The organism is Lysinibacillus sp. FJAT-14222 (assembly GCF_001278875.1).
Lineage (GTDB): Bacteria > Bacillota > Bacilli > Bacillales_A > Planococcaceae > Lysinibacillus > Lysinibacillus agricola.
Genome location: NZ_LIYL01000050.1, coordinates 219,837 through 233,814, shown reverse-complemented (window position 1 = coordinate 233,814; position 13,978 = coordinate 219,837). Strand labels below are relative to the sequence as shown.

The window sequence follows — 13,978 nt, the reverse complement described above, 5'->3', positions numbered from 1 at the left end:
AAATTTTCAAATGACAGGTTCATTAGGTTTATTAGCAGCAGCAATCGCAATCGGTTTAGGTGCACTTGGTGCAGGTATTGGTAACGGTCTTATCGTTTCAAAAACAGTAGAAGGTATCGCTCGCCAACCAGAAGCTCGTGGCGTTCTTCAAACTACAATGTTCATCGGGGTTGCATTAGTTGAAGCCCTACCGATCATCGCAGTAGTAGTAGCATTCATCGTAATGAACAAATAATTCAGTTGTACACTGAATTTTACTAGTGGCGAAGCAGGATTCTCCAGATGAAACTTCGCCCTTCATTTTGGGACTGATAAAAGCTATGTGTAAATATAGCTTTTTAAAATAGGTAGTTTTTCAAGTAATTAAATTATTATGTTGAAGTCAAAGCTCTTGAAGGGAGTGAAACAATCGTGTTTTTAGATTATCTTGTACTAGGTGCAGGCACTGGTGAAGGTTTCAATAATGGTGATATCGCCTCAACATTAATCATTTTCTTAGTGTTAATGTTTTTACTTAAAAAGTTCGCTTGGGGTCCACTTATGGGCATCATGCAACAACGTGAAGAATTAGTAGCTAGTGAAATCGAAGCAGCTGAAAAAGCGCGCAAAGATTCGCACAAATTTTTAGAAGAACAAAAGAGCCTTCTTAAAGAAGCTCGTACGGAAGCACAATCGATTGTTGAAGGCGCTAAGAAGCAAGGCGAAGTGCAAAAAGAAGAAATTCTTACTGCAGCTCGCAATGAAGCGAACCGCTTAAAAGAATCGGCTTTACGTGAAATTGAGTCTGAAAAAGAAAAAGCTATTGCAGCTGTACGTGATGAAGTCGTTTCATTATCAGTACTTGCAGCATCTAAAGTCCTTAGCAAAGAGATTTCTGAGGCAGACAACCGTGCTCTAATTGAAGAGACGATTGCGAAGGCAGGGGAAGCTCGATGAGTAATTCAACTGTAGCAAAACGTTACGCACAAGCGCTTTTTGAACTAGCGCAACAAAAAAACATTCTTGCTGAAGTTGGAGCAGACTTAAACGAGCTAACAAAAGTAGTCAAAGAATCTCCTGATTTTTTAACACTTTTAAATGCTCCTAAGTTCTCTATCGAACGTAAGAAACAAATGGTAGCTGAAATCTTTGCAAGTGCAACTCCAGATGTTTTACACACAGTTCAACTACTTGTTGAGAAAAAACGTGTAAACGAAGTGAAGCTTATTGCGAACGCATATGCTGAGCTTGCTGCACAGGCACAAGGTACTGCAGATGCAACAGTATTCTCTACTCGTGCACTTTCTGCTGAAGAAAGCGCTAATATTTCTACAACATTTGCGAAACTTGTAGGGAAACAATCATTAAACATTACAAACGAAATTGATCCATCACTTCTTGGTGGTATTCGTGTTCAAATCGGTAATCATATTTATGATAGCTCAGTAGCGAACAAGCTTGAGCGCCTAAAACGTGAATTAATCGGTTAATAATTTAGAAATGTGAGAGGTGACATACATGGGCATCAAGGCTGAAGAAATCAGCAGTCTGATTAAACAACAGATTGAGAATTATGAGTCTGAACTTAAAGTAAGCGAAGTTGGTACAGTTATCCGTATTGGTGACGGTATCGCACTTGCTCATGGCCTCGACAACGCCATGGCTGGAGAGCTTCTAGAGTTCTCTAACGGTGTTATGGGTATGGCTCAAAACCTAGAAGAAGGTAACGTTGGTATCGTAATCTTAGGTCCATACGCTGACATCAAAGAAGGCGATGAAGTTCGTCGTACAGGTCGTATCATGGAAGTACCAGTTGGTGAAGAACTAATTGGCCGTGTTGTAAACCCACTTGGTCAACCAGTGGATGGACAAGGTCCAATCAACACAACAAAATCTCGTCCAATCGAAAGTCCAGCTTTCGGTGTAATGGCTCGTAAATCAGTACACGAACCACTACAAACTGGTATCAAAGCGATTGACGCTTTAGTACCAATCGGTCGTGGTCAACGTGAGTTAATCATTGGTGACCGTCAAACTGGTAAAACATCTGTAGCAATCGATACAATCTTAAACCAAACTGGTGAAAATATGATTTGTATCTATGTTGCTATCGGTCAAAAAGAATCAACTGTACGTGGTGTAGTTGAAACGTTACGTAAGCACGGTGCACTAGATTATACAATCGTTGTAACTGCTGCTGCGTCTCAACCAGCTCCATTACTATATTTAGCACCATTTGCTGGTGTTTCTATGGCAGAAGAATTCATGTTACAAGGTAAGCACGTATTAATCGTGTATGATGATCTTTCTAAACAAGCATCAGCTTACCGTGAACTTTCACTTCTTCTACGCCGTCCTCCAGGTCGTGAAGCATACCCTGGTGACGTTTTCTACTTACACAGCCGCTTACTTGAACGTGCTGCGAAGTTGAATGAAACATATCAAAATGGTTCTATTACAGCTCTTCCATTCGTTGAGACACAAGCTGGGGATATCTCTGCATACATCCCAACTAACGTAATCTCAATTACGGATGGTCAAATATTCTTACAATCTGACTTATTCAACTCAGGTGTACGTCCAGCGATTAACGCGGGTCTTTCTGTATCACGTGTAGGTGGATCTGCTCAAATTAAAGCGATGAAAAAAGTTGCGGGTACACTACGTCTTGACTTAGCTGCATTCCGTGAACTTGAATCATTTGCTCAATTCGGTTCTGATTTAGATAAAATCACACTGGCTAAACTTGAGCGTGGTAAACGTACGGTTGAAGTTCTTAAACAAGACCTAAACAAACCACTTAAAGTTGAAAAACAAGTTGCCATCCTTTATGCATTAACTAAAGGTCACTTAGATGATATTCCAGTACAAGATATCGTTCGCTTTGAAGGTGAATTCTTAAGCTGGTTAGAAACAAACCACACAAACGTTTTAGATCACGTTCGTACTACAAAAGAGCTTGCTCCTGATGCGGATTACGTAGCAGCTTTAACTGAGTTCAAAAAAACTTTCGCTAAATCAGAATAAGTTCGAGCTAGTCACTTGATTAAAAAACAAAAGGTGGTGAAATACCAGTGGTAAACTTACGCGAAATAAAAGGTCGTATTAATTCTACAAAGAGTACGAAACAAATTACGAAAGCGATGCAGATGGTTTCTTCTTCAAAGTTACGTCGTGCAGAGCAAAACGCTAAAGCGTACGTTCCTTACATGGAAAAAATTCAGGACGTAGTAGGCGCGATCGCTTCAGGTACAAAAGACAGTGGACACCCAATGTTAACTGCTCGTCCTGTTAAGAAAACAGCTTACTTAGTCATTGGTTCTGACCGTGGTCTTGCAGGTGCTTACAACTCAAGTATCCTTCGTCAAGTACAACGTACAATTGATGAGCGTCATAAATCTAAAGACGAATACGTGATTTTAGCAGTAGGTCGTGTTGTTCGTGACTACTTTGTGAAACGTGATCATAATGTCATCAGCGATGTTGTCGGTCTACCGGATCAACCTACATTTGCTGATATTAAAGAAATCGCTCGTAATGCTGTTGGTATGTTCATTGACGGTACGTATGATGAACTTTATATGTACTACAATCACTTTGTCAGCGCTATTGCTAGCGAAGTGACAGAGAAAAAACTTCTTCCATTAACGGATCTTGCACCTGTTAGCAGTAATGCTTCTTACGAATTCGAGCCATCTGGTGAAGCAATTCTTGAAGTGTTACTTCCACAATACGCGGAAAGCTTAGTTTACGGCGCATTATTAGATGGAAAAGCAAGTGAACATGCTTCTCGTATGACGGCTATGAAAAATGCAACTGATAACGCATCTGATCTTATTTCAGACCTTTCATTGCAATATAACCGTGCGCGTCAAGCGGCGATTACACAAGAAATTACAGAAATCGTTGGTGGAGCTGCAGCCTTAGAATAGGCCCAGCTTCCCAATGTCGTATAAGAATACGATAGGAGGATACACAGTAATGAATAAAGGACATGTTATTCAAGTAATGGGTCCAGTTGTTGACGTAAAATTTAACAATGGCCAATTACCAGCAATCTATAACTCACTAACAGTTAAGATTGAACGTCCTAATGAAGAACCAACAATTCTTGCATTAGAAGTTGCTCTTCATTTAGGTGATGATTCTGTTCGTACAATTGCAATGTCATCTACTGATGGCTTACAACGTGGAGCAGAAGTAACAGACTCAGGAAAAGCTATCTCAGTACCAGTTGGTGAAGTTACTTTAGGTCGTGTATTCAACGTACTTGGAGAAGTAATCGACTTAGGTGAAGAGATTCCAGCTGACGTTCGTCGTGATTCTATTCACCGCGAAGCACCATCTTTCGATGAACTTTCAACTACAGTTGAAATTCTTGAAACAGGTATCAAAGTTGTAGACTTATTAGCACCATATATCAAAGGTGGTAAAATCGGTCTATTCGGTGGTGCCGGTGTAGGTAAAACAGTATTAATCCAAGAATTAATCAATAACATCGCACAAGAGCACTCAGGTATCTCTGTATTCGCTGGTGTAGGTGAGCGTACTCGTGAAGGGAACGACTTATTCTTCGAGATGAGCGATTCAGGCGTTATCAAGCAAACAGCGATGGTATTCGGTCAAATGAACGAACCACCAGGTGCACGTATGCGTGTAGCTTTAACTGGTCTTACAATGGCAGAATACTTCCGTGATGAGCAAGGTGCTGACGTACTTTTATTCATCGACAATATCTTCCGTTTCACACAAGCAGGTTCTGAGGTTTCTGCCCTATTAGGTCGTATGCCTTCTGCGGTAGGTTACCAACCAACACTTGCAACTGAAATGGGTAAATTACAAGAACGTATCACATCTACTAACAAAGGTTCTGTAACTTCTATTCAAGCGATCTATGTACCAGCCGATGACTATACTGACCCGGCTCCGGCTACAACTTTCGCCCATTTAGATGCAACTACTAACCTTGAGCGTAAATTATCAGAAATGGGTATCTACCCTGCGGTTGACCCATTAGCTTCGACTTCTCGTGCTTTATCACCAGAAATCGTAGGCGCTGAACACTACGCAATCGCTACTGGTGTACAACGTACAATCCAACGTTACCGTGAATTACAAGATATCATTGCTATCTTAGGTATGGATGAATTATCTGATGATGATAAACAAACAGTAGAACGTGCTCGTCGTATTCAATTCTTCTTATCTCAAAACTTCCACGTTGCGGAACAATTTACTGGTCAAAAAGGTTCTTATGTACCTGTTAAAGAAACTGTTCGCTCATTCAAGGAAATCCTTGATGGCAAATGGGATCACCTACCAGAAGATGCTTTCCGTCTAGTTGGTTCTATTGATGAAGTAGTTGAAAAAGCGAAAAGCATGGGCGTAGAGGTTTAATACTAGGGACGAGGAGGAAAAAATATGAAGACAGTTCTAGTCAATATTGTCACTCCCGACGGCCCAGTATACGATTCTGAAGTATCAATGGTTATCGCAAAGACAACTTCAGGTGAAATCGGTGTTCTTGCAGGCCATATTCCTATGGTTGCTCCACTTGCAATTGGTGCAGTGAAGCTTAAAAAAGAAGACGGTTCAACTGAACTTGTTGCCTTAAGCGGTGGTTTCATTGAAGTTCGCCCTGAAAAAATCTCAATTTTAGCGCCATCTGCTGAAATTGCTGAAAGCATCGATGTTAAACGTGCTAAAGAAGCCGTTAAACGTGCTGAAGGTCGTCTTCAAGGTAAACAAGATAACATTGATTTCAAACGTGCTGACCTAGCATTAAAACGTGCGTTGAATCGTATCAACGTTCATGAGGGTAATATCTAATTCAAATTTTAACGGGCAGATTCAACATCTGTCCGTTTTTTAACATTACCTAGATGCAACCGTCTAAGTGACCGATACGATTATTATGGAGGAACCAACATGGAAATATATGGGGCGATAGGACAAGAAGCTTTAATAGGGATTTTATCGCATATATTTTTTATCGCAATTACTTTTTACGCGCTACAAGCTTTTATGCTAGAAAAAATCTTTAAGCAGAATAAGGTTTTTCAAATCCAGTTAATTTATATTTTATTAAGTATAACGATAGGATCAGCCGTTTCAAATTTCTTTCTTCAAATTTCAAGCTGGTCAGGGAAGCTTCCGTATTTATTTTAGTAGCTCCTTATTACTTTTTTTATGTGCGAAATTGACTTTACATATTTCACAGGGCTTTATAAGATAATTTATGTGGTCCTTTGAAATATGTAAAAATAAGTTTAAGAAATCCATTAGATTTTGTTTTTTGTTCATAATTCTTTGGGTATGTATTAGAAATAATAGCTTTTCTCCCATGTTATTGGTCATTCACAAAAAAAAAAATCATGCGTACAATAAATTAATAGCAAAATATCAATAAATGCCTTAAAATAGTGATTTGGATACTTGAACGAGCGTAAGAAAAGTTGTACTATAGAGTTGTTTGTTTACTGATTATGACATTATACTTCTTTTTAAAATAAAAATTCGATAGATTAATAGATTGAATTCGGAGGGACATAGGGTGGAAAAAATAATAGTGACTGGCGGCCAACAACTACAGGGAAAAGTACGCGTAGAGGGCGCAAAAAATGCAGTGTTACCAATCCTGGCGGCGGCTTTACTTGCCTCTAAAGGAGAAAATGTAATTAAAGAAGTCCCTAACTTAGCAGATGTTTATACAATTAACGAAGTACTTAAAAGTCTAAACGCGGCTGTTACATATATACCAGAGGATAATACAGTATATATAGATACAACAAAAGAACTTTCTAGTGAAGCTCAGTTTGAATATGTCAGTAAAATGCGTGCATCTATTTTAGTGATGGGTTCTTTACTTGCTCGAAATGGCTATGCTCGTGTTGCTTTACCAGGGGGCTGTGCAATTGGTTCCCGTCCAATTGAGTTACATTTAAAGGGCTTTGAGGCTATGGGAGCAAAAATCTCTTTTGGTCATGGATATGTAGAGGCGAAAGCGGAAGGGCGTTTAAAAGGTGCAAATGTGTATTTGGACTTCCCTAGCGTTGGAGCAACAGAAAATATTATGACAGCTGCAGCTTTAGCTCAAGGAACTACTGTGATTGAAAATGCAGCGAAAGAGCCTGAAATTGTAGATCTTGCAAACTTTATTAATAGTATGGGTGGTCGTGTCATCGGCGCAGGTACGAATACAATTCGTATCGAAGGAGTCGATACATTATATGGAACAGAACATCATATTATTCCTGACCGTATTGAAGCTGGCACATTTATGGTTGCAGCAGCAATTACAAAAGGGGATGTAACGATTGTAAACGCTGTTCCTGAGCATATGACAGCATTAATTGCAAAGATGCGTGAAATGGGTGTAGAAATTACTGAGCTAGATGAGGGCATCCGTATACGTGTTTCTAAAACATTAAAAGCTGTCGATATTAAAACAATGCCACATCCAGGCTTCCCGACAGATATGCAATCCCAAATGATGGCCTTGATGTTAACGGCTGAAGGTACGAGTATTATTACGGAAACGGTTTTTGAAAATCGTTTTATGCATGTTGAGGAGTTCCGTCGTATGAATGCCGGTGCTAAAATAGAAGGACGTTCTGTGTTTATCGAAGGGCCAGTAAACCTTCAGGGTGCTGAAGTAATGGCGACTGATTTACGAGCTGCGGCTGCACTAATTTTAGCAGGTCTTGTATCTGAAGGTGTGACTAGAGTTACAAAACTTCATCACTTAGATCGTGGTTACGTCGATTTCCACGGCAAGCTAGCTGCACTTGGCGCAAATATTGAACGTGTACCAGCTGAGGATATTGTCATCAAAGAGAAAACAACTGTTGAATTACCAACAAACTAAATAGATTTCCAAACCCTTTGCTTACAAGCAGAGGGTTTTTTCTTCATATTATGTGAAAGTGAAGCGACAGCCACGTAAAAGGCAAGAACGGCACCATGTAAGAGGATGTTAGTTTCTATTTGGCGTTTTTTAGAGTTCATCATCAAAAGTTGGGGATGCCCTATGTTAAAACGTATGCCATTTATATAAGTTGATTGGAGTGAAGGCTGGGCGACACAATAAAGTAAAAAGATTCACACACAGTTTTATGTGTGAATCTTTTTTTGCTCTTTGGAAGGCGTATGTCGATAAAATTCAAAAGTTGGGTGATAAAACACGAAAGTTTGTCGATAAAATTCAAAAGTTGGGCGATAAAACGTAAAAGTGTTCCGATAAAACTAAAAAGTTGGGGAGGAACGAAGGCTAAAAACATCACTTCCTGTGATAACGCCTTCGTGACCAATATCATGCTGTTGCTACACACAGATAAAACCATTTTGCTGCAGTGCGCTTTCGCCCAAAAGATATCTGTTGCTGCCGGTGCGCTTTCGCCCAAAAGCCATCTGTTGCTGCCGCAGCGCTTTCGCACAAAAAACACTTGTTGCCATAAGCGGCTCATCGAACGCCCCTAGGAAAGCGCTCAGTCGGCCTCACGTTATGGTGATGAGCCATTTTCATACAGCCCTCCTAATCATGTTTTCCTATGCATACCGAAGCTTCCTTCGTCAACGTCAAACATATTTTGAAGAGCTCTAGCATATTATTCCTTATGAAAAAATGGATAATGAGTATAGGCATAATTTGTTTGATTGGAGCATTATATATGCTTCCTATGGCGTTTAGTGAGAGACGTACCGCTGAGGATTCATCTTCAACAACAGAGAAGGCTTGCGAAATATTCATAGAAGTGGAGGGACAACAGGAGAAAATCCCTTTAGAAACTTATGTGACAGGTGTAGTAGCTGCTGAAATGCCTGTTGCATTTAAAAAAGAGGCATTAAAAGCGCAGGCTATTGCAGCAAGAACATATGCGTTGGAATCGACAAATTACGGTAAAATAGCTATCGCTCCTACTGTTGCTAGACAAGTTTTTTACAATAAGGAGCAAAGAAAAGAGAATTGGACTAGCAATTTCCCGGGGAATGAAAAGAAAATTGTCGAGGCCATTAACGAAACGAAAGGACAAGTTCTTCTATATAATAATGAATTAATTACGGCAATGTTTCACTCTACTAGCAATGGTAAAACAGAAAGTGCCTACGGTTATAGTGGCAATGATCTACCATATTTACAAAGCGTTGCTAGTATATCTGATCAGTCATCACCAAAGTTTTCAGCAATAAAAGAATGGACATTAGCTGAATGGAATGCATTGTGGCCTGTTAAATGGCAGACAAGTGATTTCAACCGTGTACAGTTTTTTTTAAATGATTCAGGACGTGTTGAGCGCATGCAGCTAGGTAAGAATGTATGGTCAGGGAGAGAAATTCGAACACTTTTACAAATACCATCAACTGATTTTAAGATTTCATATGATGCTACTACTAAAAATGTACAGGTTAGCACGAAAGGATACGGGCATGGGGTAGGAATGAGTCAATATGGTGCAGAGGCTATGGCAAGTGATGGAAAAACTGCTGCCGAAATTTTACACTATTATTATCAAGATATTGAGATAAAAACGATAGATGCATGTTTAAAATAACTTCTAGTTGTTCACACTGCAACTAGAGGTGATGAAAATGAGAGAGGATAAAAATAGTAAAACTTCTCAAAATCAAAATGAAAAAGGTCAATTACAGAAGAAACCATGGTTTTGGCCAGCTGTTTACGGTGGTGGTGCTTTAATGCTAGCAGGGATGCTATTTGGTTACAATAGTCTCGTATCAAAAGTAGAAGAGGCTCCGTTACCAGAGTTAGCAGAAGTAGATTCAGGTCCTGTAGTTGAAACAAATGCACGCGCAGAAAATATGAAGTACCCATTCAAGGAAGCAGATCATAGTAAAGTCCAAGTTTCACAAGAGTTTTATGAAGTAGAGGCGAATGCAGAGTCACGTGAAAATGCACTAATGGTATTTAATCAAACATTTACGACATCTTCCGGTATTTCTCTTTCTATGAATGGTGAAGAATTCGAAGTACTTGCTGCTATGAGTGGTAAAGTACTAGAAGTTAAACTAGATGCATTTACAGGCAATAAAATTGTCATTGAGCATGCAGATGGTAAGCAAACACATTATAGCTCTGTAAAGGACATTGTTGTGAAGGAAGGCGATGAGGTAACACAAGGTCAAGCACTTGGAAAAGCGACTGAAAATGAGTGGAACCAATCAGCTGGCGTTCACTTGCATTTTGAAGTACTTGAAAACGGAAAATATATTAATCCGAAAAAATTACTAGCCTTTTAAGAAAGTTCGTAGATCTCCAATGACAGTAAATGATAACTTTCAAGTGAGAGAAACGAATACTAAAAAATGCATAAAAAATCAGTTTTTATCGTGAAAATGTAAAACGTGTTCTGAATAGCTTTGTCCTCACATAAGGTGAAGAAATGCGCAGACGTGCATCTGATGCCAAAAGCCATTTTGTGAAATTGTGTGGAAAGGACGAAGAACGTGCACGAGCACATTCGGAAGCGCTGCATACGCCTCGGTGAATTATTGATTGAGACGCGTGAAACTGTGCGTGTCCTCGCGAAAATGACAGGTTATTCAAAAAGTACGGTGCACAAGGATTTAACAGAGCGATTGCCAACAATTCATGAAGGATTAGCTGAGCAAGTGAAGGAAATTCTCGCCTACCATAAGGCCGTACGTCATATTCGTGGAGGAGAGGCAACGAAAAACAAGTGGAAAGAAAGAGCGAGTCAAGAATGATTCGTTCTTTTTTTATTGTAAAGGACAAGTTAGATAATTATTTCCTACATATTAAGAATTCTAAAAAAACAGCCATCTTAAAAGGCTACTCACCATAACGTAGAATTGATTTCCGTTGCGACTTGGCGCTTTGTTGTTGCTGACGCTTCGCTTTCGCACAGATAAAACATTGTTGCTGACGCTTCGCTTTCGCACAGAGCAAAGCTTCCAGGGGGCGTTCGATGAGCCGCTTCACTCGCGTTGCTCGCTCCAGGGTCTCATCTGTGACGCTAATCCCCAAGGAGTCGCCCAGTCGAAACGAAGATCAACTTATTCATATAACATATGTTTAAAAAATGTCATCTCAAGCTTTCGATGATGAACCATATAAAAAAATGTTTAAACGATTTCTTCTTTTCTAGAACTGTTCATATAATTGAAAGAAAACAAGTTCTATTCACTAAAATTAGGTGAAATTACCAATAGAATATGATAAAATATTCTAGATAAACAGATAAAATGAACGTTATGTAGTTGGAACTGGCGGGAAGGAGAAATTATAAAATGTTTTCGAAAGATATTGGCATTGACTTAGGAACTGCGAACGTATTAATACACGTTAAAGGTAAAGGAATCGTCCTAAATGAACCATCTGTTGTGGCGATTGATAAAAAGACAAATAAAGTATTAGCGGTAGGGGAAGAGGCCCGCCAAATGGTAGGACGCACGCCAGGGAATATAACTGCAATTCGTCCATTACGAGATGGTGTCATTGCAGATTTTGACGTGACAGAAGCCATGCTAAAACATTTCATCAATAAATTAAATGTAAAAGGATTTTTAGCTAAGCCACGTATTTTAATTTGCTGTCCAACGAACATTACTAGTGTTGAGCAAAAAGCTATCCGTGAAGCTGCAGAAAAATCAGGTGGAAAAAAAGTATACTTAGAAGAAGAACCAAAAGTAGCTGCAATTGGTGCAGGCATGGATATCTTCCAACCTAGCGGCAATATGGTAGTCGATATTGGCGGCGGAACAACAGATGTTGCAGTCCTATCAATGGGTGATATTGTAACAAGTGAGTCCATTAAGGTAGCAGGAGACATTTTTGATAATGATATTTTGCAATATATTAAAAAAGAATATAAATTGCTAATTGGTGAACGTACTGCTGAAGCGATAAAAATAACAGTTGGTACAGTCTTTAAGGGCAGCCGAGACGATTCAATGGACATTCGTGGTCGTGATATGGTGACAGGTCTACCACGTACAATAACAATTCACTCTGAGGAAATTGAACGTGCATTACATGAATCGGTTGCAATGATTGTCCAAGCTGCAAAAAATGTTTTAGAAAAAACACCACCAGAGCTATCAGCTGATATAATTGATCGTGGGGTAATTATTACTGGCGGCGGTGCATTACTACATGGTATGGACCAGCTATTAATCGAAGAATTAAAGGTACCTGTGTTCATTGCAGAGCAACCTATGGATTGTGTAGCAATTGGTACAGGCATTATGCTTGAAAATATTGATCGAGTGCCCGCATCCTTATAAAAATTTAATGAGGTGATTCCTTTGTTTAAAGGGTTTTATACAGTTGCAACTGGTATGATTGCACAACAAAGACGTACAGAATTACTAACCAATAATTTATCAAATGCGAATACACCAGGGTTTAAGGCAGACCAATCAACAATTCGCTCATTTCCCGACATGCTCATGTCAAGTGTAGGAAAAACAAATGCATCTGCTAAGGAGCAAGCAGGCTCTCAATATATGAGTCAAGTTGGCGCATTAAATACAGGGATTTATATGCAAGAAACATTACCAAATTACATACAAGGCCAAATCTATAGCACTGATTTCACGACAGATATGGCTTTGATCGATGGAAACTTACCGCAAAATGAAGACGGCACTGCTGGATCTATTTTCTTCCGTTTAGCACATCCAGATGGTGGCGAGGCATATACACGCAACGGGAATTTTACATTAGATGGTCAAGGCTACTTAGTAAACCCAGAAGGACTGTATGTGCTATCAGACAGAGGTCAACGCATCCAGCTACAGAATGATGATTTTCGTCTAGATGAGAACGGGGCAATTTATGTTAATAATCAACAAGTAGCACGTGTTGGAGTATCATTTGCAACGAATCCGAACATGCTACGTAAACAGGATAATGGCTTAATTCGTACAGAAAACGGTGAGAACTTACCGACTGCTTACGGTGCCAATGGCGTATCCTTTACACTGCGTCAAAATTATCTAGAGGGCTCAAACGTAGATTCTAGTCGCACAATGACAGATTTAATGACAGCGTATCGTGCTTTCGAAGCTAACCAAAAAGTGTTACAGGCTTATGATCGCAGCATGGAAAAGGCTGTCAATGAAATCGGAAAAGTATAATAGGCGAACAGGAGGCGTTTGATCAATGCTACGTACAATGATTACTGCCACAAACACAATGGGGCAATTACAAAATAGACTAGATACAATTAGTAATAACATTGCCAATAGCAATACACACGGCTTTAAATCACAAGAAGCTACATTCAATGAACTGCTTTATCAACAATTCAATAATGATAAGCAAGACCGTGCTGACCGACAATCACCTATTGGCATTCGTTATGGTTCAGGTGCAATGCTTGGACAAATCCAATCAAATCAAAAGCAAGGCTCCCTACAAACAACAAATCGCGACCTTGATTTCGCTTTCACAAAATCCAAGCAATATTTCAATATTTTAATGCCAGAAGGTGAAAATGGCACAAAAACAGTGTATACTCGTCAAGGTGACTTTTATTTATCACCAATAAATAATGGAACAGTAATGGTTGTAACTGCAGATGGATATCCATTAGCAGATTCAAATGGACAAGCTATTACATTACCGGATAATGTAAAAAGTTTCGCGGTCCGTGATGGGGGCGTATTAGAGGCATCCTATCCAAATGGAGATATTATTCGTACTGATTTAGCAGTGACAGAGTTTCAAAAGCCACAGCTAATGGAGCATATTTCTGGCTCCTATGTTGGATTGCCAAATAACCTCGCTCAGCTTGGCTATACACAAGCTGAAGTTGTCACTGAATTACGAGGAGCAAATCGTCAGCAAATTGGCTTGCAAAGCGGTGCGCTCGAAATGTCGAATGTAGACCTTTCAAAGGAAATGACGGATTTAATCCAGACACAGCGCTCTTACCAATTCAATGCAAGAGCGGTAACTTTAGCAGACCAAATGCTTGGGCTCATTAATGGTATTCGATAGTAAATCCATTATTACTGT

The 13,978-nt window shown here is 39.5% G+C and carries 17 protein-coding genes; 15 read left to right on the top strand and 2 right to left on the bottom strand.

Annotation, left to right across the window (positions count from 1 at the left end):
* Nucleotides 1-10 precede the first annotated feature (10 nt).
* The 9 genes from atpE (at nucleotide 11) to murA (ending at nucleotide 7,846) form a co-directional block, all read left to right on the top strand.
* On the top strand, nucleotides 11-235 hold the full coding sequence (gene atpE / locus AN161_RS21905; RefSeq protein WP_004269474.1) for a F0F1 ATP synthase subunit C: 225 nt from the start codon (nucleotides 11-13) through the stop codon (nucleotides 233-235).
* Between the two features lie 176 nt (nucleotides 236-411).
* Nucleotides 412-936 carry a F0F1 ATP synthase subunit B gene (gene atpF, locus AN161_RS21900; protein WP_053596446.1) on the top strand — a complete coding sequence of 175 codons (525 nt, stop codon included), beginning with the start codon at nucleotides 412-414 and terminating at the stop codon, nucleotides 934-936.
* Nucleotides 933-1,469: a F0F1 ATP synthase subunit delta gene (locus tag AN161_RS21895; protein ID WP_053596445.1), complete on the top strand. Its 537-nt coding sequence runs from the start codon at nucleotides 933-935 to the stop codon at nucleotides 1,467-1,469. Before atpF ends, AN161_RS21895 begins: the two co-directional genes overlap by 4 nt.
* A gap of 28 nt (nucleotides 1,470-1,497) precedes the next feature.
* Complete coding sequence (atpA, locus tag AN161_RS21890) at nucleotides 1,498-3,006, top strand: F0F1 ATP synthase subunit alpha (protein WP_053596444.1); 1,509 nt, start codon at nucleotides 1,498-1,500, stop codon at nucleotides 3,004-3,006.
* Between the two features lie 47 nt (nucleotides 3,007-3,053).
* Entirely contained in the window at nucleotides 3,054-3,911 is an 858-nt protein-coding gene (gene atpG, locus AN161_RS21885; protein ID WP_053596443.1) for an ATP synthase F1 subunit gamma, read from the top strand.
* A gap of 49 nt (nucleotides 3,912-3,960) precedes the next feature.
* Nucleotides 3,961-5,376, top strand: coding sequence for a F0F1 ATP synthase subunit beta (gene atpD, locus AN161_RS21880; protein ID WP_053596442.1), 1,416 nt, complete (start codon nucleotides 3,961-3,963; stop codon nucleotides 5,374-5,376).
* A gap of 24 nt (nucleotides 5,377-5,400) precedes the next feature.
* The gene (locus AN161_RS21875) at nucleotides 5,401-5,808 is read left to right on the top strand and encodes a F0F1 ATP synthase subunit epsilon (protein ID WP_053596441.1); all 408 of its coding nucleotides are present in this window, start codon (nucleotides 5,401-5,403) and stop codon (nucleotides 5,806-5,808) included.
* Between the two features lie 99 nt (nucleotides 5,809-5,907).
* Nucleotides 5,908-6,147, top strand: a complete 240-nt coding sequence (locus AN161_RS21870) for a DUF1146 family protein (RefSeq protein ID WP_053596440.1) — start codon at nucleotides 5,908-5,910, stop codon at nucleotides 6,145-6,147.
* Between the two features lie 385 nt (nucleotides 6,148-6,532).
* Nucleotides 6,533-7,846 carry a UDP-N-acetylglucosamine 1-carboxyvinyltransferase gene (gene murA / locus AN161_RS21860; RefSeq protein ID WP_053596438.1) on the top strand — a complete coding sequence of 438 codons (1,314 nt, stop codon included), beginning with the start codon at nucleotides 6,533-6,535 and terminating at the stop codon, nucleotides 7,844-7,846.
* A gap of 181 nt (nucleotides 7,847-8,027) precedes the next feature.
* On the opposite strand, the gene AN161_RS29110 is transcribed toward murA, so the two are convergent.
* Complete coding sequence (locus AN161_RS29110) at nucleotides 8,028-8,444, bottom strand: hypothetical protein (RefSeq protein WP_143115004.1); 417 nt, start codon at nucleotides 8,442-8,444, stop codon at nucleotides 8,028-8,030.
* Nucleotides 8,445-8,648: 204 nt separating this feature from the next.
* Between AN161_RS29110 and spoIID the strand changes: the two genes are divergently transcribed.
* From spoIID to AN161_RS21840, 3 genes are all read left to right on the top strand, one after another.
* Nucleotides 8,649-9,530, top strand: coding sequence for a stage II sporulation protein D (spoIID, locus tag AN161_RS21850; protein ID WP_241774620.1), 882 nt, complete (start codon nucleotides 8,649-8,651; stop codon nucleotides 9,528-9,530).
* 37 nt (nucleotides 9,531-9,567) lie between these two features.
* The gene (locus AN161_RS21845; RefSeq protein WP_053596435.1) at nucleotides 9,568-10,233 is read left to right on the top strand and encodes a M23 family metallopeptidase; all 666 of its coding nucleotides are present in this window, start codon (nucleotides 9,568-9,570) and stop codon (nucleotides 10,231-10,233) included.
* A 207-nt stretch (nucleotides 10,234-10,440) separates the two neighbouring features.
* The gene (locus AN161_RS21840) at nucleotides 10,441-10,701 is read left to right on the top strand and encodes a sporulation transcriptional regulator SpoIIID (protein WP_010858004.1); all 261 of its coding nucleotides are present in this window, start codon (nucleotides 10,441-10,443) and stop codon (nucleotides 10,699-10,701) included.
* Between the two features lie 85 nt (nucleotides 10,702-10,786).
* Here AN161_RS21840 and AN161_RS29105 read toward each other — a convergent pair whose 3' ends face one another.
* The gene (locus AN161_RS29105; protein ID WP_143115001.1) at nucleotides 10,787-10,981 is read right to left on the bottom strand and encodes a hypothetical protein; all 195 of its coding nucleotides are present in this window, start codon (nucleotides 10,979-10,981) and stop codon (nucleotides 10,787-10,789) included.
* A gap of 263 nt (nucleotides 10,982-11,244) precedes the next feature.
* Here AN161_RS29105 and AN161_RS21835 point away from each other — a divergent pair, with 263 nt between their 5' ends.
* The 3 genes from AN161_RS21835 to AN161_RS21825 are packed head-to-tail and all read left to right on the top strand — an operon-like array spanning nucleotide 11,245 to nucleotide 13,960.
* The gene (locus AN161_RS21835) at nucleotides 11,245-12,240 is read left to right on the top strand and encodes a rod shape-determining protein (protein ID WP_053596434.1); all 996 of its coding nucleotides are present in this window, start codon (nucleotides 11,245-11,247) and stop codon (nucleotides 12,238-12,240) included.
* A gap of 21 nt (nucleotides 12,241-12,261) precedes the next feature.
* Nucleotides 12,262-13,095, top strand: coding sequence for a flagellar hook-basal body protein (locus AN161_RS21830; RefSeq protein WP_053596433.1), 834 nt, complete (start codon nucleotides 12,262-12,264; stop codon nucleotides 13,093-13,095).
* Between the two features lie 25 nt (nucleotides 13,096-13,120).
* Nucleotides 13,121-13,960, top strand: coding sequence for a flagellar hook-basal body protein (locus AN161_RS21825; RefSeq protein ID WP_053596432.1), 840 nt, complete (start codon nucleotides 13,121-13,123; stop codon nucleotides 13,958-13,960).
* Nucleotides 13,961-13,978 lie beyond the last annotated feature (18 nt).

Excerpts from the sequence above, each read along its gene's own strand:
- atpD (WP_053596442.1), top strand. The coding sequence starts at position 3,961 with ATGAATAAAGGACATGTTATTCAAGTAATGGGTCCAGTTGTTGACGTA.
- AN161_RS21875 (WP_053596441.1), top strand. The coding sequence starts at position 5,401 with ATGAAGACAGTTCTAGTCAATATTGTCACTCCCGACGGCCCAGTATAC.
- AN161_RS21825 (WP_053596432.1), top strand. The coding sequence starts at position 13,121 with ATGCTACGTACAATGATTACTGCCACAAACACAATGGGGCAATTACAA.
- AN161_RS21835 (WP_053596434.1), top strand. The coding sequence starts at position 11,245 with ATGTTTTCGAAAGATATTGGCATTGACTTAGGAACTGCGAACGTATTA.
- AN161_RS21870 (WP_053596440.1), top strand. The coding sequence starts at position 5,908 with ATGGAAATATATGGGGCGATAGGACAAGAAGCTTTAATAGGGATTTTA.
- atpA (WP_053596444.1), top strand. The coding sequence starts at position 1,498 with ATGGGCATCAAGGCTGAAGAAATCAGCAGTCTGATTAAACAACAGATT.
- AN161_RS21845 (WP_053596435.1), top strand. The coding sequence starts at position 9,568 with ATGAGAGAGGATAAAAATAGTAAAACTTCTCAAAATCAAAATGAAAAA.
- AN161_RS29110 (WP_143115004.1), bottom strand. The coding sequence starts at position 8,444 with ATGAGCCGCTTATGGCAACAAGTGTTTTTTGTGCGAAAGCGCTGCGGC.
- AN161_RS21895 (WP_053596445.1), top strand. The coding sequence starts at position 933 with ATGAGTAATTCAACTGTAGCAAAACGTTACGCACAAGCGCTTTTTGAA.
- spoIID (WP_241774620.1), top strand. The coding sequence starts at position 8,649 with ATGCTTCCTATGGCGTTTAGTGAGAGACGTACCGCTGAGGATTCATCT.
- atpE (WP_004269474.1), top strand. The coding sequence starts at position 11 with ATGACAGGTTCATTAGGTTTATTAGCAGCAGCAATCGCAATCGGTTTA.